15 protein-coding genes are annotated in these 19,080 nt (G+C 53.9%); 8 read left to right on the plus strand and 7 right to left on the minus strand.

Translation table 11 applies throughout. From position 1 onward, the window contains the following. Nucleotides 1-330: 330 nt before the first annotated feature. The 5 genes from S7A_RS06660 (at nucleotide 331) to ompC (ending at nucleotide 8,929) form a co-directional block, all read left to right on the plus strand. Entirely contained in the window at nucleotides 331-2,229 is a 1,899-nt protein-coding gene (locus S7A_RS06660) for an Ig-like domain-containing protein (RefSeq protein ID WP_009089076.1), read from the plus strand. 303 nt (nucleotides 2,230-2,532) lie between these two features. Continuing rightward, nucleotides 2,533-3,888 carry a TolC family outer membrane protein gene (locus S7A_RS06665; protein ID WP_009089078.1) on the plus strand — a complete coding sequence of 452 codons (1,356 nt, stop codon included), beginning with the start codon at nucleotides 2,533-2,535 and terminating at the stop codon, nucleotides 3,886-3,888. A 16-nt stretch (nucleotides 3,889-3,904) separates the two neighbouring features. After that, the gene (locus S7A_RS06670; protein ID WP_009089080.1) at nucleotides 3,905-6,046 is read left to right on the plus strand and encodes a type I secretion system permease/ATPase; all 2,142 of its coding nucleotides are present in this window, start codon (nucleotides 3,905-3,907) and stop codon (nucleotides 6,044-6,046) included. Further along, nucleotides 6,043-7,212 (plus strand): HlyD family efflux transporter periplasmic adaptor subunit, encoded by a 1,170-nt coding sequence (locus S7A_RS06675; RefSeq protein ID WP_009089082.1) that lies wholly within the window; start codon nucleotides 6,043-6,045, stop codon nucleotides 7,210-7,212. The genes S7A_RS06670 and S7A_RS06675 overlap by 4 nt, the downstream gene beginning before the upstream one ends. A gap of 598 nt (nucleotides 7,213-7,810) precedes the next feature. Further along, a complete protein-coding gene (gene ompC / locus S7A_RS06680; RefSeq protein WP_009089083.1) occupies nucleotides 7,811-8,929 on the plus strand; it encodes a porin OmpC in 1,119 nt (372 codons plus the stop codon). Between the two features lie 17 nt (nucleotides 8,930-8,946). Here ompC and S7A_RS06685 read toward each other — a convergent pair whose 3' ends face one another. After that, nucleotides 8,947-9,138 carry a hypothetical protein gene (locus S7A_RS06685; RefSeq protein ID WP_009089085.1) on the minus strand — a complete coding sequence of 64 codons (192 nt, stop codon included), beginning with the start codon at nucleotides 9,136-9,138 and terminating at the stop codon, nucleotides 8,947-8,949. 152 nt (nucleotides 9,139-9,290) lie between these two features. Then, nucleotides 9,291-9,401, minus strand: coding sequence for a hypothetical protein (locus S7A_RS21475; protein WP_009089087.1), 111 nt, complete (start codon nucleotides 9,399-9,401; stop codon nucleotides 9,291-9,293). Between the two features lie 171 nt (nucleotides 9,402-9,572). Between S7A_RS21475 and apbE the strand changes: the two genes are divergently transcribed. The 3 genes from apbE to S7A_RS06700 all read left to right on the plus strand — a co-directional run bounded on the left by apbE (nucleotide 9,573) and on the right by S7A_RS06700 (nucleotide 13,012). Beyond that, nucleotides 9,573-10,622 (plus strand): FAD:protein FMN transferase ApbE, encoded by a 1,050-nt coding sequence (apbE, locus tag S7A_RS06690; RefSeq protein WP_009089088.1) that lies wholly within the window; start codon nucleotides 9,573-9,575, stop codon nucleotides 10,620-10,622. After that, entirely contained in the window at nucleotides 10,622-11,263 is a 642-nt protein-coding gene (alkB, locus tag S7A_RS06695) for a DNA oxidative demethylase AlkB (RefSeq protein WP_009089090.1), read from the plus strand. The genes apbE and alkB overlap by 1 nt, the downstream gene beginning before the upstream one ends. Before the next feature lie 96 nt (nucleotides 11,264-11,359). Next, complete coding sequence (locus tag S7A_RS06700) at nucleotides 11,360-13,012, plus strand: multidrug ABC transporter permease/ATP-binding protein (RefSeq protein ID WP_009089092.1); 1,653 nt, start codon at nucleotides 11,360-11,362, stop codon at nucleotides 13,010-13,012. Between the two features lie 156 nt (nucleotides 13,013-13,168). Here S7A_RS06700 and S7A_RS06705 read toward each other — a convergent pair whose 3' ends face one another. The 5 genes from S7A_RS06705 to S7A_RS06725 all read right to left on the minus strand — a co-directional run bounded on the left by S7A_RS06705 (nucleotide 13,169) and on the right by S7A_RS06725 (nucleotide 18,837). Continuing rightward, complete coding sequence (locus S7A_RS06705) at nucleotides 13,169-13,885, minus strand: 4'-phosphopantetheinyl transferase (protein WP_009089093.1); 717 nt, start codon at nucleotides 13,883-13,885, stop codon at nucleotides 13,169-13,171. Nucleotides 13,886-13,956: 71 nt separating this feature from the next. After that, a complete protein-coding gene (locus tag S7A_RS06710; protein WP_009089095.1) occupies nucleotides 13,957-14,160 on the minus strand; it encodes a hypothetical protein in 204 nt (67 codons plus the stop codon). A gap of 445 nt (nucleotides 14,161-14,605) precedes the next feature. Then, nucleotides 14,606-14,980, minus strand: coding sequence for a hypothetical protein (locus S7A_RS21200; RefSeq protein WP_141629803.1), 375 nt, complete (start codon nucleotides 14,978-14,980; stop codon nucleotides 14,606-14,608). 14 nt (nucleotides 14,981-14,994) lie between these two features. Then, complete coding sequence (locus tag S7A_RS06720; protein ID WP_009089099.1) at nucleotides 14,995-15,999, minus strand: hypothetical protein; 1,005 nt, start codon at nucleotides 15,997-15,999, stop codon at nucleotides 14,995-14,997. A gap of 1,224 nt (nucleotides 16,000-17,223) precedes the next feature. Next, nucleotides 17,224-18,837: a restriction endonuclease gene (locus S7A_RS06725; RefSeq protein WP_033736173.1), complete on the minus strand. Its 1,614-nt coding sequence runs from the start codon at nucleotides 18,835-18,837 to the stop codon at nucleotides 17,224-17,226. Between the last annotated feature and the right edge of the window lie 243 nt (nucleotides 18,838-19,080).

A 19,080-nucleotide genomic window follows, 5' to 3' on the forward strand; every position in this document is an offset into this window, starting at 1 on the left:
GCGGTTATGAGGCGCGGGTGCGAAAGCACCCGCTTTTTTGCGTCAGCCCCGTGATAATTTCACTTTCCAGATTTTCGCCACTATTCATTAGCGGAATGAAAGCTTAGGGTAGGCGCAGCAAACGGCGACACGCCGTCAATCATGCTTCTGATCTTATTTGACGCGTTATTCGCGTCCTGTTCATTACGCCCTGTTACCTGCGGGTAACCGGTTCAGACCAGCGGAAACGGGCAGCTTCGGCTGACTCACTACCACGTTGTCAGAGTCAGCTATCGGGTTATCCGACGGTTTTGCTCTGCGTTTCTGATCTGTTATGAACTGAGGTGACCGATGTCAACACGCGATACGTTTCGTACCACCCGGCTCGACGCCATTTTCCAGGCGGCAGTCAGCGACTTTGCCGTCGCCGACAGCGCCGTGCCCGCTGTGCCGCCCGTGGCGACGCCGCGCCTGAACCTGCCCATAAACCCGCTGCCCGCTGAAACTCCCCATACCCTGGCGACCGCCGACAGCGCCCGCACCGTCAGTGCGGTTGAGAGTGCGCCACCCGCAGCCCTGCGGCCCTACGAACCTGTCGCTGCCGATGGTGTGATCGCTGGCTGGGAAGCGCAAAAGCGGGTGCATCTGCGCGGCCGGGCTGAAGGCGAAGCGGGTTCGACCGTCACACTCACCTTCAACGACCAGAGCTGGTACAGCACCGTCAACAAGTGGGGCTACTGGAACGCCTCAATGCCGGCGGAGGCGCTGAAAGGGGTGCCGGATGGCAATCACACGCTGACGCTGACCCTGACCAATAAAGCAGGCCACAGCACCACGACTGAGGTGGGGTTTGGTCTCTATACTGACCGCACCCTCAGTCCGACCCTGACCATCGACACGGTCAGCGGTGACAATGCGGTGAATATCGCTGAAAGCATCTACGGCGTTGAGATCAGCGGCAGCGCAACCCACCTGCCGGTGGGGTCCGTGCTCAAATTAACCCTGGGCACGCAAACGACCACCGCGACCATGGGAAGGGATGGCAGGTGGTCTGGCACATTTTCTGAAAGCGATATGCAGGCGCTGCAGGATGGCGTCTACAGCCTGAAAGTGACCGCGACCGATCCCAACGGGAAAACCGCAACCGACTATCACGATCTGACGCTGATCACGCACCTGAGCAGCCTGCCACTTATTACGTTCGACAACGTGACGCCGGATGATGTGATCAATCTGGCGGAAACCCAGCAGGACCTGCTGCTCAGCGGCACCCTCTCGACGGTTATGCCGGGTCATCGGCTGGTGATCACCGGTGCGAATCAGAAAGATTACGCTGCCACACTGGACGAAAGCGGGCACTGGCAGGTGGTGATCCCGGCTGCAGAGGTGAACGCTTTCATCAACGTGGGTGAGATCCGCGCCTGGTCGATCGACGGGGCCAGCAACTACACCGACGTCACGCATGTGCTGAATATCCACACCGGGTTTATTCCGGTTTACACCGAGATGAATATCGGCGGTGACATGACGCTTAACTATCAGGAGGCGCAGCACGATCTGAGCTTCTACGTTGAGGGATGCAACACCGTTGAGATCAACGGCATAACTTACCAGCCCGATAGCGGGGGAATGGTGACGCTGACTTCTGCCGAGCTGATGGCGCTGGCGGATGGCCCGGTTGCCGCCACGTTTCATCGCTGGGATCAGTATGGCAACAGCGACAGCCAGACCCAGGATGCGCTCTTTACCGTCGCTGTGCATCAGCGGCCGACGCTGACGCTGGAGACCGCCTTTGGCGATAACGTCATTGATGCCGCCGATGTGAACAGCTGGCATCTGATTCAGGGCAGTTCCAGCCATCTGCAGCCGGGCAGCCTGGTGCAGCTGACGCTCGGTGACCAGCACTACAGCGCCAGTGTGAAGGTCGATGGCGGCTGGGCGCTGACCATTCTGGCCGGACAGCTGGCTCCGCTGGAGGAGGGTGACTACACGATGACGGTCAGCGGCCAGGACAGCGCCGGGAATCTGGCCACGGCCAGTCAGAGCGTGCGGGTGGCCTCCCATACGGAAAGCGCCGGCACATTGCCTGCGCAGACGGTGGATCGGCTGCTGGACAGTTTCAGCGTGACGGCGGAGCACGCGCCGGAGGCGCAGGCGTCCTCTGCGTCCGAAGGGGTGATCGTCTCTGGCATGCCCTACACCCTGGCCGATCACCTGTTACAGCATCCGGCAGCGCATCCCCTGGCCTGATGCGGAAACATTAAAAAAGGCAGGGCCTTCCGGACAGGTCTGTTCAGTCTGTCTGGAGTGGCTCAGGCTGTTAAGATGGCGTTTTTTTATGCAATCGGCAGAAAGATGAAAGATTTCATCAGTTTTTAACAGGACTCGGTGCAGAATATGATCTAATAATGTTAAGGGTTATTCAGACTCTGGCTTGTAAAACATAAATAAAATAACGCAATAAAACCTTTAAGTGCGCCGTAACGCCTTTTCTGTCTGCTTTGTTCACCAGGAAAAAAACCATGATCATAAGAACGCCTGTTGGTATGGATAATGAACAAAGCACGATTAACTTTTCTGATATGCGCCCTGAGTGGCGTGGCACTCCCGGCGGCCTGGGCCGCACCGTTACCGAAGGCGGAGTTTAACTGGCGCGCCGCGCCCAGCGAAGAGCAGATTGCCAGCTTAACGCTGCGCGACGCCATCCTCCGGGCATTCGCCCGTAATCCAAAAATCTCGGAAGCCGCGGCACAAATCCATGTCGGTGAGGGCGATCTCGACGCCGCCCGCAGTGCCTGGTATCCGCAAATCTCACTGCAGGGCGCGGCGGGGCGTTCGCATCAGACCGACTCCGCAGGCAGCCTGAACAATAATGGCTCCGGCGGCATCACGCTCAGTCAGCTGCTCTACGACTTTGGTCGCACCGGCAGTGCCATCGACGAGCAGCATGCCCTGTCAGATGCCTATCGTTACGGCCTGTTCGACGCAATGACCACCGTGGCGGAAGATACGCTGCAGGCCTATCTCGAAGTCAAACGCTATCAGGCGCTGGCTGAAACGGCGCACACCAATATCGCCTCACTGCAGCGGGTGCGGGATATTGCCGGACTGCGCGCCGACGCCGGACTCAACTCCCGATCCGATGTGCTGCAGGCGGAAACCCGCATCGCCGCCATGCAGGCCACGCTGGAGCAGTATCGCGCCCAGCTGCGCTCTGCCACGGCCCAGCTGACCGTGCTGACCGGCGTGGTGCCCGCCACGCTGCCGGAACTGCCGCAGGCGCTGCTGAAACAGCAGATTACCCTCGACAAAATCGCCTATGAAAGCAGCGCTGCGGTTCGCAGCGCCCAGTCTAAGCAGGAAGCGGCCCGCGAACGGGTGCGTCAGGCGCAGTCGGGTCACTGGCCGACGATCAAAGTGCAGGCGGGCCGGACCCGTTATGAAAACGATCGCCAGTCGTACTGGGATGACGAAGTGCAGCTTCAGGTGGAAGCTCCCCTCTACCAGGGGGGCATGGTGAATGCGAAAACGGCCTCAGCCGAGGGCGATCGGGAGGCGGCGCAGGCGGCGGTGCAGCAGGCCAAACTCGCCATCAATCAGAACGCCTCAACGGCCTATGCGGATATGATCGGCGCGCAGCAGCGGCAGGCTGCCGGAGAAGTGCAGCTGGCCAGTGCCGATCATACCCGCGCCGTCTACGCCGACGAATATCGCCTCAGCAAGCGCAGCCTGAACGATCTCCTGAGTGTGGAGCAGGATGTGTTCCAGGCCGACAGTTCGCGGATCACCGCGCTTTATGATGGCTGGGATGCCACCGTTCGCTACGCCGCCGCAGTCGACAATCTGCTGGATATCATGGGTATCGATCGCCAGCAGAGCAGCGGCGATCTTCTTCCTTCGCTGCAATAGCGATAAGGCAATAATAATGAGTACAGCCACCCTGAACACTGAAAACTGGATTGCCGCCATGCTGCGCGTGGCCGCGCGATTCGGTAAACCGGCCGATGGCAAAACCCTGCGACAGCAGATGCGCTGGTTTGAACATCTGCCGGTGTCCCAGCAACTGGAGCGCCTCTCCGGTCTGCTGGGACTGCATCTGACAATGGTGCCCCAGAATAAACTGCGCTGGCGTCAGGAGATCACCCCTGTGGTGCTGGTGCTGGAAAATGCCAGCGTGGCGGTGCTGGAGAGCATCGATAAAGAGGGCAGCGCGCGCTACTGGCTGAGTGAAGGCGGCGACGTGGTGCGGGAAAGCCCGTTATCTGAACTGCTGGCGCGTGCCCAGGGGGATGTGGGGGTCACGGGCGTCGCGGCGCGGGGCCGGGATGCGCGCATTGATGAGTTTATCCAGCCCTATGAGCCGCACTGGTTCTGGAAAAACTTTCGTGGCATGGGACGCCGCATCACGGAGATTTCGCTGGCCTCGGTGGTCAGCAATGTCCTGGCGCTGGCCGGCATCCTCTTTTCGATGCAGGTCTACGATCGGGTGATCCCGGCGCAGTCGCAGTCGACGCTCTGGGTGCTGTTTGTCGGCGTGCTGATTGCGGCGGCTATCGAGTATCTGATCCGGCTGATGCGCACCCAGGTGTCGGACCTGATGGGCAAACGGATCGACCTGAAAGTCTCCGCCATGCTGTTTGCCCGCGCGATGAGTATCCGCAATGAAGCGCGGCCAAAATCGACCGGCTCGTTTATCTCGCAGCTGCGTGAGATTGACCAGGTGCGCGAGCTGCTGACCTCCACCACCGTGGGGGCGGCTGCCGATCTTCCCTTTGTTATTCTCTTCCTGTTTATCATGTCGTTTGTCGGCGGCTGGCTGGTTCTGATTCCGCTGGCGGCCATTCCGCTGATCGTGATCCCCGGTCTGCTGGTGCAGATCCCGATGGCGCGGCTGGCGAAAGAGGGGCTGCGTGAGGGGGCGCTGCGCAATGCGGTGCTGGTGGAGACCATCGAAGGCATTGAGGATATCAAGGCTCTGCAGGCCGAGCCCTATTTTCAGCGCCAGTGGGAACAGACGCATGAAGTCAGCGCTTCAATCAGCAATCAGCAGCGCCTCTGGGGTGCGCGTCTGACCGGCTGGGCGGCGACCGTGCAGCAGCTCACCTACGCGGGCATGCTGGTCTTTGGCGTCTACCTGGTGCTCGATTCGCAAATTACCACCGGGACCCTGGTCGCCTGTAGTCTGCTCTCCTCACGGACCATCGCCCCGCTGATGCAGCTGACGATGGTCTTCTCACGCTGGCAGCACGCCAAAATGGCGATGAAAGGGCTGGATGAGCTGCTGAAGAAGCCGCTGGATCAACCGGAAGCCAGCACGCTGGCGCACTGTCCGACGCTGACCGGCCATTACGATCTGCGCAATGTGCACTACAGCTATGACGAAGAGAATGAAAAAACGGTGCTCAGCGTGCAGCAGCTGCAGATCAAGCCGGGCGAGAAGGTGGCGATCCTCGGCAAGGTGGGGGCCGGAAAGTCGACGCTGCTGAAGATCCTGGCGGGTCAGGCACTGGCGACCCAGGGCAAGGTGATTGTCGATGGCGTCGACATCGAACGCATCGATCCCGTCGACCTGCGCCGTCAGCTCGGCTGGCTGTCACACGACTCCCGCCTCTTCTTTGGCACGCTGCGGCAGAACCTGATGCTGGGCAATCCCCACGCCAGTGAGCAGGAGATGCTGCAGGCGCTGCGCATCAGCGGCGCGCTGTCGCTGGTGCAGCAGGATGCCGCCAGCCTGGATCGCATTATCAATGAGGGGGGACGCGGACTGTCGGGCGGACAGAGACAGATGGTGATGCTGAGCAGGATGATCCTGCGTCAGCCGCAGGTGGTGTTGCTGGATGAGCCCACCGCGGCGATGGATGAACAGCTGGAGGAGCAGGTGATCCGGCAGCTGCAGGGCTGGATCAGCGGGCGAACGCTGGTGCTGGTGACTCACCGTCCGGCGCTACTGAAAATGGTCGATCGTATTGTCGTCATGGATAACGGCCGGATTGTGGCCGATGGCCCGCGCGACGACATTCTGCGCCGCGCGACGCCAACGGCGCCCGGTAAAGGAGGTGCCGCATGAGTCTGGTGATTGTTGATAAAGATCTTGCCCGCCATGAGCGCCGCACATCGGCGATTATCTGGCTCTGCACCGCCGCGCTGGCCCTTTTTCTCATCTGGGCGCACTTCGCCATTCTGGATGAGGTCACTGTCGGCACCGGCAAAGTCACCCCCTCCAGCCGCGCACAGGTGATCGACAGCCTGGATGGGGGCATCCTCAAGCAGCTTAACGTTCATGAGGGTGACATCGTTGAGAAAGGGCAGGTGCTGGCAACGCTCGATCCTACGCGCTTTCAGTCGAACTTCGGCGAGGCACAGGCGAAGGTGCGCACGCTGCGCGCCTCTGCCGAGCGGCTGGAGGCGGAGCTCTCCGGCACGCCGCTGACCTTCAGCGCAGAGACCCTTAAAGAGCCGCAGCTGGTGACGCGGGAACGTCAGCTCTATGAGTCGCGACGTCGCAACCTCACCGAAACGATCAGCAATCTGCAGCAGTCGCTGCGGCTGGTGCAGGATGAACTGCGGCTGACGGAGCCACTGGTGGCTAAAGGCGCGGCCGGGCAGGTGGAGGTGATTCGTCTGCGCCGTCAGGTCAGCGATCTGCGCGGCAAAATCGATGAGGCGCGCAATGACTATCTGGTTCGTGCGCACGAAGAGCAGGTGAAAAATAATGCGGAACTGGATGCGCAACTGCAGGTGGCCGCCGGCAAAGAGGATCAGCTGACCCGCGCCACGCTCTACTCGCCGGTGCGCGGCATAGTCAAAGATATTCAGGTTACGACGGTGGGGGGCGTACTGGAGCCGGGTGGCAAACTGATGGAGATCGTTCCGCTGGAGGATCAGCTGCTGATTGAAACGCGCATCAACCCGCGCGATATCGCCTGGATCCGGCCTGGCCTGGCAGCCATCGTCAAGGTGACGGCCTACGACTCCTCTATCTATGGCGACCTGCCGGGTGAAGTCGAGACGGTCTCGCCGGATACCCTGCAGGATGAGGTAAAACGCGATCAATATTACTACCGTGTCTACGTGCGCACCCGGAAAGCGGAGCTGACCAACCGGGCCGGGCGAAAATTCCCGATTGTGCCCGGTATGGTGGCCAACGTGGAGATCAAAACCGGTCAGAAATCGGTGATGGATTATCTGATTAAACCCCTGAATAAAGTCAAAGAATCGCTGCGGGAACGCTGAGACTTTTCTGAAGCCAGCATAACCGCCTGCTTAATTACGGTGATAAATTAACATGGCGGTTATTTCAGCATTCAGGCGGGAAAAGGGGGCGAAATTTACCACTCTGTGCGGTAACCGCCGGATGTTAATTTAACCCACTTAAGAAAGTTTACGCAGATATAGCGAAACGGTAAATCGCAGGCAAAAAAAAGCCGGACAAACTGTCCGGCGGGAAATAATAAGTTGTACATCTCATTCGGGGAGAATGAAGGTAATAATGGAATAAATGATGATAGCGGGGACTATTCTATTCTCAGATGCGTCATAAGTTTTATCATTCAGTGCTTCGGAATGATCTGAAATAACTCATTGATAAACAATGAATCTGAATGGGTTTAGCGATTTGTGCGGCAATTTTTATCGATCTGTGCTGGTTATTAGTTCCCCGAAATTTACAATATGAAATAACTGTTTCGACTTGTGTAACACTTTTGGAAATTTAGTAGCATTTTCCAGGTGGATTATTACCTGTTATAAAAGAACAATGGCCTGCCGGCTGAATTTTAAACATTCAGTTAGCAGTGGCAAATTATAAAGGCACATAACAGAGGGTAATAAAATGAAACGTCGCGTTCTCTCCCTGGTGATCCCTGCATTACTGGCAGCAGCAGGATCAGCAAACGCAGCTGAAATTTATAACAAAGACGGCAACAAACTGGATCTGTTCGGTAAGGTTGACGGTCTGCACTACTTCTCTGACAACGATGGCTCTGACGGTGACCAGTCCTACGTTCGTTTTGGCTTCAAAGGTGAAACGGAGATCAGCAACGAGCTGACCGGTTATGGTCAGTGGGAATATCAGGCTGCGCTGAACAACTCCGAGGCTGAAGGCACTGCCGACAGCTATACCCGCGTGGGCTTTGCCGGACTGAAGTTCGGTGATGCCGGTTCATTCGACTACGGCCGTAACTACGGTGTCGCCTACGATATCGGCGCATGGACCGACGTGCTGCCAGAGTTCGGCGGGGATACCTATGGCGCTGATAACTTCATGTTCCAGCGCGGCAACGGCATGGCGACCTACCGTAACAATAACTTCTTTGGTCTGGTGGATGGCTGGAACTTTGCGGTTCAGTATCAGGGCAAAAATGATAACAACACCGAGTCGGCTGGTGGCCGCGACGTGCTGGGTGAGAATGGTGACGGCTGGGGTCTGAGCACCACCTATGATCTGGGCTCAGGTTTCGGTATCGGTGCAGCCGCATTCCAGTCCGATCGCACGAACCGCCAGAATGGCGGATCAGAGGGTATCCTGGGACGGGGTGATAAGGCGGAAGTTTACACCGGTGGTCTGAAATATGATGCCAACAACGTCTACCTGGCGGCCATGTACTCACGCTCTTACAATGCCACCCGCTTCGGCGACAGCAGTGACAGCTCTTCAGCCTACGGTTATGCCGATAAAGCGGACAACTGGGAACTGGTTGCCCAGTATCAGTTCGACTTTGGCCTGCGTCCTTCTCTGGCCTACGTGACCTCACGCGGCACCGACGTGCAGAACTGGGGCAAACAGAACCTGAAAAAATATGTTGATGTCGGTGCGACGTACTACTTCAACAAAAACATGTCCACCTATGTTGATTACCAGATCAACCTGCTGGACGACAACGACTTCACCGACGCAGCCGGTATCAATACCGACGACGTGGTGGCACTGGGTCTGGTTTACCAGTTCTGAGTCAACAGGGAGCGCAGTTACCGCTGCGCTCCTGCGTGACCCTGTGGGCTGACCGCGTCAGCCTTGCGCCATTTTGCCGGTTCCGCCACCGTGGTTTCTGGCGATACCACGCTGCCAAACCGCGCACCTTCAAAGGCCACACCCGCCAGGGTGAAAGCTGAAAAGCTCAGCCAGTGCTGCCAGGCTGCCTGCCATCCGGAATTTTTCATTCTGCACCTCTCATCAGAGATAAACACTGTTTCAACTGTGCAGAATTCATGCCAGCTTAACCGCTCTCACAGCCACAGACTTTACGCCTGCTTTGATACACTTGCTGCGCCCGACGGGAGCAGGTTGCCCCACGCCGGTGCAGTGCAGCCTGTTAATGGCGCGGCCGGGAAGGGAGCATGTGACGATGACGACGCTGGTGCAGAACTTTATAGGTGCTGAAAACAAACAGCCCCAGGGCAATGGCGAGAATCAGATAGATCATCTGCTGCTCCTTTATTAAATGAATGTCGATCGCCTGATTAAAGGCGGGCAGAGGGTAGATGACGGGTCAAGTTTGAGGGGCTTAACAGAGAGATTCAACTCTCTTTAAGCGTCTTTACCCGAAGTTTATGCTTTGTAGCAGGTCGGAATAAAGTGTTACAAGTGAGGAAGGATGCGTTATCAGACTAATCTGCTGCTTACAGCAGTGCTGGCACTGTCATTAGTGGCCTGCGATAAACCTGCGGCTGAACCGGCGCTGGTGCTGGAAGGGAAAACGATGGGAACCGTCTGGCGGGTGAGCCTTGCGGGTGTCGATCAGGCGCGCAAGGCGGAACTGCAGCAGCGTATTCAGCAGCGGCTGGATGCTGACGATGCGGAACTCTCGACGTGGAAGCCGGACTCCGCGCTGTCACGCTTTAACCAAAGCCGCGATCTCACACCGCAGCCGGTGAGTGAAAACATGGCAGACATTGTCACCACCGCACTGCGGATTGGCCGTAAAACCGGTGGCGCGATGGATATCACCGTCGGCCCGCTGGTCAATCTGTGGGGCTTCGGCCCGACGAAACAGCCCGTCCACACGCCCGATGCTGCACAGATCGCGGCCGCCCGTGCGGAGACCGGTCTGCAGCATCTGCGGGTGGTGCAGGGCGCCGGGGGGCAGTGGCTGCAGAAAGATCTGCCGGGGCTCTATGTTGACCTCTCAACCGTCGGCGAGGGCTTTGCGACCGATCATCTGGCGCGACTGATGGAGCAGCTCGGCATCAACAACTATCTGGTGTCGGTGGGCGGCGCGGTGCTGAGCCGCGGGTTGAATGCGCAGCAGCAGCCCTGGCGGGTGGCGATCCAGAAACCTACCGACCGCGAGAATGCCGTTCAGGCGCGCGTGGATCTGCAGGGCCACGGCATCAGCACCTCCGGCAGCTATCGCAACTATTATGAACTGGACGGCAAACGGATTTCTCATGTCATCGATCCCGTTACCGGACGGCCTATTGAGCATAAGCTGGTTTCCGCCACGGTGATTGCCACCACGGCGCTGGAAGCGGATGGCTGGGATACGGGCCTGATGGTACTCGGCACGGAGAAAGCCAAAGCGCTGGCACTCGAACAGCATCTGGCGGTCTATCTGATCAGCAAACAGGGCGATAAATTTGTCAGCTGGATGTCGCCGCAGTTTGCTGCTTTCCTGATCCCCGCTGAAACGACCGGAGAACCCTGATGTTAGATCTCTTTAGTGAAGAGCAACCCTGGCAGGAGCCGCTGGCAGAAGGCGCCGTGATCCTGCGCCGCCGCGCGCGTGAGGATGCAGAAACGCTGTATCAGCAGGTGATGGCGATTGCAGAACAGAATCCGTTTGCCCATCGCATTACGCCCGGCGGGCACCGCATGTCGGTCGCGATGACCAACTGCGGCGACTTTGGCTGGTCGGTGGATTCGCGCGGCTATCAGTATGAGCAGCAGGACAATCTTAATGGCCGCCGCTGGCCCCCGATGCCGCCCCTGTTTCGCACCCTGGCGCAACAGGCCGCCCTTGAAGCGGGCTTTCCCGGCTTCAATCCGGATGCCTGTTTACTTAATCGCTATGAACCGGGCGCAAAGCTGACGCTGCATCAGGACAAAGATGAAAAAGATATGCGCCAGCCCATTGTCTCCGTGTCGCTGGGGCTACCGGCCGTGTTTCAGTTTGGCGGCTTTGAGCGTGGCGACGCTACCCAGCGGGTGCTGCTGGAACATGGCGACATTGTGGTGTGGGGCGGGCCGTCACGCCTGCGTTATCACGGTATCCTGCCGCTCAAGCCCGGCGTGCATCCGCTGGTGGGTGCCTGGCGTTATAACCTCACGTTCCGCCGCGCCTTCTGAGCCCTGGGGCACGAGGCGGCGTGGTGAGAATAACTATTGCTATCATTCCGCATCCCATTACACTGCAGGCTGTTTTTTGACTGCTGGATTGCCTGCATGACGTTGCTACACGTTGTTTTTCGCCAGTTCCGCTGGCCTTTCATTGGGGTGATTGCCCTGACGCTGTTAAGCGCAGTGCTGGGCATCGGGATGATCGCCTTCATCAACCGCGAAATGATCGTCGCCATTAACACCTCTTTTGCGGTGCTGCCGCAGTTCCTGTTGCAGCTGGTGGTGCTGATGGCGGTCACGCTCGCCTCGCAGCTGGCGCTAACAATGCTCGGCCATCAGTTTGTCTGGCGGCTGCGCGGTGAATTTATCAAACGTATTCTCGACACCCGGGTCGAGCGCATTGAGCAACTCGGCAGTGCCCAGCTGCTGGCCGGGCTGACCAGCGATGTGCGCGCCATTACGCTGGCCTTTGTGCGCCTGCCTGAGCTGTTTCAGGGCGTCATCATTACTCTCGGTTCGGCGATCTATCTCGCCTGGCTCTCTCCGGAGATGTTACTGGTGACCAGTCTCTGGATGGCCGTCACGCTGGTGGGCGGCTGGCTGCTGGTCTCGCGGGTCTATCAGCATATGGCGAAGCTGCGGGACATCGAAGATAGCCTCTATCGCGACTACCAGACGGTGATAGAGGGGCGTAAAGAGCTGCAGCTTAACCGGTCGCGCGCTCAGCAGGTCTACGACACGGTTTATCAGGAAGATGCCCGCGCCTGGCGTCATCATATTGTGCGGGCCGACACCTATCATCTCAGTGCGGTTAACTGGTCGAACATCATGACCTTAGGCGCTATCGGCATCGTCTTTTTTATGGCCAACAGCCTGGGCTGGGCTGACACGGCCGTCGCCGCGACCTTCTCCCTGACGCTGCTGTTTCTGCGCACGCCGCTGCTCTCGGCGGTCGGCGCGCTGCCTACGCTGCTCAGCGCGCAGGTGGCGTTCCGTAAGCTTAACGCCTTCGATCTCGCTCCCTATCAGCCCGGCTTCCACGCGCCAGCCGCCACCGCGGCGTGGCAGACGCTGGAGTTACGTGATGTCTCCTTCCACTACGGCGACAACGGCTTTAAGGTCGGGCCGATCAACCTGACGCTGCGCCGGGGAGAGCTGGTCTTTCTGATTGGCGGTAACGGCAGCGGGAAATCGACGCTGGCGATGCTGCTGACCGGGCTTTATCAGCCGCAGTCCGGCACGCTGCTGCTGGATGGCCAGCCGATCACGGCAGATGAACTCGATCGCTGGCGCAGTCAGTTCTCGGCGGTCTTTACCGATCTGCACCTGTTTGATCGGCTCATCGGGCGGGAAGGGGTTCCGGCCAATCCGGCGCTGGTTCAGCAGTGGCTGGAGAGGCTTAAGATGCAGGATAAGCTGAAACTTGCCGGTAATAAGGTGCTGAACCTCCGGCTGTCCAAAGGACAGAGCAAGCGCCTGGCACTGCTACTGGCGGTGGCAGAAGAGCGGGATGTGCTGCTGCTGGATGAGTGGGCGGCCGATCAGGACCCCCATTTCCGTCGCATCTTCTATCGTGAGCTGCTGCCGTGGCTGCAGGAGGCGGGCAAAACGGTATTTGCCATCAGCCATGACGATCACTATTTCATTCACGCTGACCGGCTGCTGGAGATGCGCGAAGGGCAGTTAACGGAGCTGACCGGTAATGAGCGCGACCTCGCCACGCTCGACTCGGTAAAACGCACCGACACCGGCCTTTAGCGGCAGATGGCAAAACTTAGCAAAAAAGTGTATTGGCAGGCCGCGCCTGAAAGCGGTTACTGTAGCGGACAGCAGAAACAGCGGTTTCTGCGATCCTGAAACTTCTTCTTTCGTCTGTGTTTACCCCCGGCTAAGCTGCGTTGTTTAGCCGGTTTTTTAAACCGGATGCACCACCTGCGTCATCACCAGATTTTCCCGCCACAAAAATGTCGCCTGTAATAATGTGCCCGCCGGAAATCGCTCACTGAAGTGCTGAGTCAGCCGCAGCGTGGCGTGCTGTCGGGCATGATCCACCGACACCAGCGCCGCCTGAAGAAAGTCCATCGGCTGATGCAGTTGGGGCCAGAGTGCCTTGTAAACACTCTCTTTCAGAGAGAACAGCAGGGTCGCGGCGGCACTGAAGCTGACCGGCAGCGACCGCAGCAGTTGCTGCTCCTGCGCATTCATCAGCAGCCCGGCCATGTCGTTTGCCGTCGTCTCCGGCATGATCTGTTCAACATCGACCCCGACAGCGCAGGACTGACGCGTTGCCGCGACGACCACAACGCCCGCGCTGTGTGACAGCGACGCCTGAATACCCGCCGGCCAGCAGGGAGAGCGGTCGGGGGCATTGTTCAGGATAAAATCAGGGATGCCCAGTTCTGCCATGACCGACCTCACCAGCATCCGGCTGGCCAGGTATTCGGCACGACGTTTGCGGACAGCCTGTTGCAGGCGGGCAGGCAGCGTGATGCCCCAGGCAGCAGCCAGTGCCTCATCGTAAGCGTGCGGATTAAAGTGACTCACCGCCAGCAGCGGATCGCTATGGCTCAGGTGCGAGGAGAGAATAAAGCCGCCTGCAACAGGCGGCAGCGGCAGGTCGGGATAGCGCATGCGGAACCATGATGGATGCCAAAACGGCATTAAATCAGGTGCATGCAAACAGGGCAAGCAGCCTGCCGGGATCAGTCGTTGGGCGGGATGGCAAAACTCTTCAGAGAAACAACAAAATGGTGATGACCTTTGCTGATACGCGCGCCGCGGTCGCACCAGTGGCTTGCCAGGCGAAAGAAATCGTCGCTGCCGATGTCATACGCCAGTTCCACTTTGCTGATGCCTGAGTGCAATAACGTTTCTGCATCTTTCAGGCTCTTTGCTTTAATCGCCATACACATTATCCGTCAGTTTCAGGGGAATTCAGGGTAAGGCGTTTCTGTGACATTTTTGTTTCAGTTTGATGAAAAAGCGTAGCGGGAGATGATTTCTGTGAGGCGGATCCACCTCTGCTGCAAGCCATAACTGGCTGATTGCAGAGATAATGTTAACGGCTGGCAGGATTAATCTGAATATACGAACAGGAACTACTCTGTCAGAAAAAGGCCGCGTCACGCGCGGCCCTGGTGGGTTACTTCTGGTCTGGCGGGGAAGGTTGCTTATCGCCTGACTCAGGTGCTTCTGTTGGATCGTCTTTTTCAATAAAGGTCATAAACTCTCCTCTTGTTACCCACAGGCTGTTAAGTATAGATCGGATTGGCGGGGACGCGAGGAAAGGGGGATTTGATCAAGTCGGCGGCATGACGACGTAAACGCAGGCCGCCCACTGTTGCTCTGTGCTTAAACCACATTGAATCTGATCAGGATTGCAATAAACGCTAACAGAAAGCAGCAAAAGAAACCGGCTAAAAATGTGTAATAAAGGGGTTTCAGGCTGTCGATCCTTTCCTGGTTTTTACGCTCACTGGCGAAGTCATAATTCTGGCTTTTCTGCTCTAAAAAGAAAATCTTCTTTTTATCTTTCAGTCGGATGAAGAACCAGGTCATTAGTGGTGAACCCAGATATCCCATATTACATTGAAAAAGATAAGGCGCAGGAAGTGTACGTCCTTTTTGGAAGTCTGAAATAAGACGTTGATATTGCGTTCTGTTGACCAGATATAAAATAAAACTTATCACCAGGCAACAAAAGGGAAGGATGATTAAAACCATCATGGCCGATTTCATTTTTATATTCCCATATATTGATAAATCGTATCCATCGCAGCGTCACTTGCTTTAGCACCTGCATAGCCAGCAGCCAGAGACCCTACAGCTGCACAGACTACTGCCCCTGTTCCTGCTGTGGCTATCCCAATTGCCGCACATACTCCTAGTCCAGCCGCTGAGCCAAATGCACCTGCTCCAACACCCGATAATGTTGATGCACCAAATTTACCATACTCTTTGAATGCAGTTCTTTTGCATTCGTTTTCGCGTCCCTTAACACAAGCATTGACGACATCGTTTGTTGTTCCAATAAACGAAAATCCAATGCCTATGTAGCCACCGGTTTTTAGAAATTTTGCTGCTTTTGCTGCATTACCAACATAATTTGAATAGCCTGGTATGCCCCCGAGTCCCGCAGTTGACCATTCATGCACCAGAGAACGGCTGGAGAGATTGAGTGCTCTACGCATATCCTCATAAGGTTTAAACTTCACTGTATAGCGGGTTAAAGATTTTAATAATGGCTTATTTACCAGTTCTTTTAATTGGTGAAAAAGTTGGTTACGTTCAATGAAAAATTGTTGACTGATTAGTGTACCCTGCATTCGAAACTGATTCTGATAACTCGTTTCGATCTTTTTTAAGGTATTTTCTATTTCTGAAAAGTACTTTTCGCCAATGTCTCCAACTGTGCTAAAAATGTTATCTCCTGATGTGGTGAGGGCAGCGATTAAACCGTAGTGTTGTTGTAAAAAGCTGGCTTCATCAGAGCTAACGCCAATAAACGCTCTGTTAGTTTTATGTTTTGCCTGTCGTAGAGCATTAAGCATCTGAAGGGTTGGCTTAGAGGCTGGGTCTATCACGATCGCTATCTGTCCCGGATTGAGCCAAAGAGTGTCTGCATTGTTTTGCTTGAAGATGCGGGCAGACTCTGAATGACTATCACGAAAAAGCATTCTGGTCTGGAAATCAAGGTTACCGGGTTGTTGAATGATGCAGTAGGCAGGTGCGAGGTTGCGTGACATTCCATTTCCTCCGATGAAATAGTAGACAGCTAAGCATATTGCCATATGATAGCATTTAATTCACCAATAATATTAAAAAATGTATGTAAATAAATATTATAATCCGGCATTTAAAGTTTTTCATTTAATTGAAGAGTGTTACTCTATAGTTTTTATTTAATTTTATAGTTCTCTCGAAATGAAATTTTTGGGTGTAGGTTATTAATTATAGATTTAAGTATAACTGCTGCTGTGCAAAACAACATCTGTTATCAAGTAGGTTTTTATAGGGCGCGCGAGATCAGAGCATGATATTCCTTGAGTATGAAAAGTATAGCAATTCTTTTAAGGCTCCTAATTAACAGCAGATTGCTGGAGCGATGTTAAGTCTTCATCCACATCGTGATATGAAGCAAAGAAATAAAAAATTAAAAGCTGCAAAAAAGAGAGAGGCTGAAGCGTATAATCCATAAATAAAAGAGCCAATTTTGTTATTAATCCTTTAACCTTTTTGGTGGGATTATACGACTCGAGATACAATGACTTTCACGATATTGCATTTGGCGAGTGCTAATAAAGGAATTAAGTGTGCAGATGTGGTGTAATTATTTAAATTGCCTTCGCCTGAAAAACCACATGAAAATATCATTTAACCTCTATTATATAAGATATTACTTGATGTCATTAGTCCATGAATGAAGCCAACCGTGATGCTCACATACGAAACTGTGAGGTGCAGTTAATTTTGAGTGCCAAAACCAGTATTGTTAAGTTTGGGCTAAGGTTATACATCTGACGGAAACTAAAAATAGTGAAAGCCGAGGTGCTCCACTCTCACCTGTAGCACTCTTCCTACTAAAAAAACTATTCTAGGGTAGAGACAAACAGATACCGTTTCAGTACGTTGTTTATACTGTATCACAGGCATTCAAGAGAGCTGAGAAGCGTGAAATTAACTGGTGTTTTTTTTCTCATCCTCAGAAACACTGCTATTATACTTTATGCCGAGAAAAGGCTAAACACAATTCAGTTATAGTGCATCTTTAGGAACAAAAGTATCGGCATGTTAACTCAGTATAGTCACTTGAAAGCAAGTCCTGTAGTAGATTTATTGGGATAACAAATATTAAGCAGGGCAGAAATTTCTGCCCTAAGCCAAAACCTACAGATTACTTAACTAACATCTTGTGCTATATTTATCTTGATAACATTCGCTACAAGCAGTAGTTGTCAGCTAATCAGTGTTCAAAAATTGGGGTTGATACGTGCTGAGACGCCAGCATGCTCCTTCAAAAGGTAAAGAAGCCCGCCTCCATCAATAAGTTCAATCGGTTTGTCTTCGCAGAACCGGTATGCATCTTTACCGTATTGACTCGTACATACCAGAATTCCTTTGTTAGCCCCTTCATTCATCATTGTTCCGTATAGATCCCTAACAGAACTGACACCGACAGTGTCTTTGTATCTTTTAGCCTGAATAACAACTTTGCCACCTAGAATTGGACGAGTATCAAATGCAACTGCATCAACACCTCCGTCTTTTGTACCTCTGGTGAGTTTTGTGTCTAGCCCCATTTGACTGAAAAGATTTGATACCAATACTTCGAACTCAGACGGTGAAAGCTCCATAAGGTTTGGTCTTATTTCAAGCCCAGATAGAGCATCGCCTTGCTCAATGAAGCGCTTGTCAACCATGTTGAACTCAATAATAGGTTTCACTGCTTGTAGTTCATCGGGTCGCCCTGAAACTTGTGCACCCAAACTTTTAAGACATGCAGTTTTTTCAACCCTTTCGAGTTTTATTTGCATGAAATCGTCTTTGTGAGCACGGGCAGATACCAATGTGACTTTTGTGTCATGCCCGCTCGTAGGATCGATAGTTTCAATTACACCGTTAAACAGAACTGACGTTAAAGCAGACGCCTTATCAGCTTCGAAAAGCTCATGCATTGTGCGTAGTGTGATTGCAGCGATGATGTTTTGATAAAGTTCTTTAATCTCACTAATCTTCCGTGCTTTCGCATCTATGACATCTCTTGTTTTGACATATCTGTATTCCAACTCACGAGGTACTATTGAAATTTCAGGTAAATTGTATTCAACCACCAACTCCTTGTTGCCGGGTAAGTATGCCAACCTAAAAGTTTGGGGAAAGCCGTCTTTAGGATACTCAGAGCGCGTCAACACCATTTCGCAATAAGCCAACACGCTGTCAGGATCGCAGTTAAGATAGTCTTGCTCAAACTGGTCAACTTCATCGTGTTGGTTTTTGATTTCTTGAAGGTAAGCAGTTCTACGAGTCTGATAATCAGCAACTAAAGAATCAAGCTCAATTTTTTGTTTTGATAGTTTAATTGCATAATCCTCCTTACTTTTAATGAACAATTCTTCTGCACTCTGCAAGTCTCGATAATATTTTTTCTTTACCCACGGGAAAATAGTCTTCCATAACGCCGGGACGTTCACAGCTTTCACCTCAGGCTCAGGGTCAGGTAAGAGATGTTTAGGTGTCTTAAAATCTTCAAATTTCGGGGTTTTTTTCAAAGCCGAAAAATCAATCGAATCGTCAAATTTGAGAGTGTGTTCCAGAAGTGTAGTAAGCGCGGTGATATTCTCGTTAAGCTCAGCGTTTAGATCTGACACTTCATCTTGCCGCTCTTCCAGATACATGATTTTTGATAACTTATCAGCCTCTTTTTGCTCACGAAGTCTTTGTGCATTATCACGCTTTATTTCACGCTCTATACGGCGAACTTCGGCATAATGTTGACGTTCTGATCTCTTACGCTCACGCTCTGCCGCAGCAGCGGCTCTGCCTGCAGCACGTATAAAACCTTTAAATCCTGATCTCCGTCCCATTCCAGTCCCCACAGACTCCAACCGAAACTTCGGTTTCTAACTAGTAAAGTTGCCTCAAGCAACCATCAATTTAATTAAACTACCCTTAATTTACTCTATAAGTATCAAATCAATCTATAGAATTTAAGAAAAAGCAATTGGCTGACATCTCAAAATTAGTAATCTTGTTGCCAGCTGACAGGTTCGATCTTAAGATAGATGAAAGATTAACCCCCATGAAGATGGGTAGAAGCGCGTAAACAA

This window comes from Pantoea sp. Sc1 (genome assembly GCF_000255315.1).
Lineage (GTDB): Bacteria > Pseudomonadota > Gammaproteobacteria > Enterobacterales > Enterobacteriaceae > Pantoea > Pantoea anthophila.

Coding starts and splice junctions, on each gene's coding strand:
- S7A_RS06660 (WP_009089076.1), top strand. CDS start 331: ATGTCAACACGCGATACGTTTCGTACCACCCGGCTCGACGCCATTTTC.
- S7A_RS06665 (WP_009089078.1), top strand. CDS start 2,533: ATGAACAAAGCACGATTAACTTTTCTGATATGCGCCCTGAGTGGCGTG.
- S7A_RS06670 (WP_009089080.1), top strand. CDS start 3,905: ATGAGTACAGCCACCCTGAACACTGAAAACTGGATTGCCGCCATGCTG.
- S7A_RS06675 (WP_009089082.1), top strand. CDS start 6,043: ATGAGTCTGGTGATTGTTGATAAAGATCTTGCCCGCCATGAGCGCCGC.
- ompC (WP_009089083.1), top strand. CDS start 7,811: ATGAAACGTCGCGTTCTCTCCCTGGTGATCCCTGCATTACTGGCAGCA.
- S7A_RS06685 (WP_009089085.1), bottom strand. CDS start 9,138: ATGAAAAATTCCGGATGGCAGGCAGCCTGGCAGCACTGGCTGAGCTTT.
- S7A_RS21475 (WP_009089087.1), bottom strand. CDS start 9,401: ATGATCTATCTGATTCTCGCCATTGCCCTGGGGCTGTTTGTTTTCAGC.
- apbE (WP_009089088.1), top strand. CDS start 9,573: ATGCGTTATCAGACTAATCTGCTGCTTACAGCAGTGCTGGCACTGTCA.
- alkB (WP_009089090.1), top strand. CDS start 10,622: ATGTTAGATCTCTTTAGTGAAGAGCAACCCTGGCAGGAGCCGCTGGCA.
- S7A_RS06700 (WP_009089092.1), top strand. CDS start 11,360: ATGACGTTGCTACACGTTGTTTTTCGCCAGTTCCGCTGGCCTTTCATT.
- S7A_RS06705 (WP_009089093.1), bottom strand. CDS start 13,885: ATGCGCTATCCCGACCTGCCGCTGCCGCCTGTTGCAGGCGGCTTTATT.
- S7A_RS06710 (WP_009089095.1), bottom strand. CDS start 14,160: ATGGCGATTAAAGCAAAGAGCCTGAAAGATGCAGAAACGTTATTGCAC.
- S7A_RS21200 (WP_141629803.1), bottom strand. CDS start 14,980: ATGATGGTTTTAATCATCCTTCCCTTTTGTTGCCTGGTGATAAGTTTT.
- S7A_RS06720 (WP_009089099.1), bottom strand. CDS start 15,999: ATGTCACGCAACCTCGCACCTGCCTACTGCATCATTCAACAACCCGGT.
- S7A_RS06725 (WP_033736173.1), bottom strand. CDS start 18,837: ATGGGACGGAGATCAGGATTTAAAGGTTTTATACGTGCTGCAGGCAGA.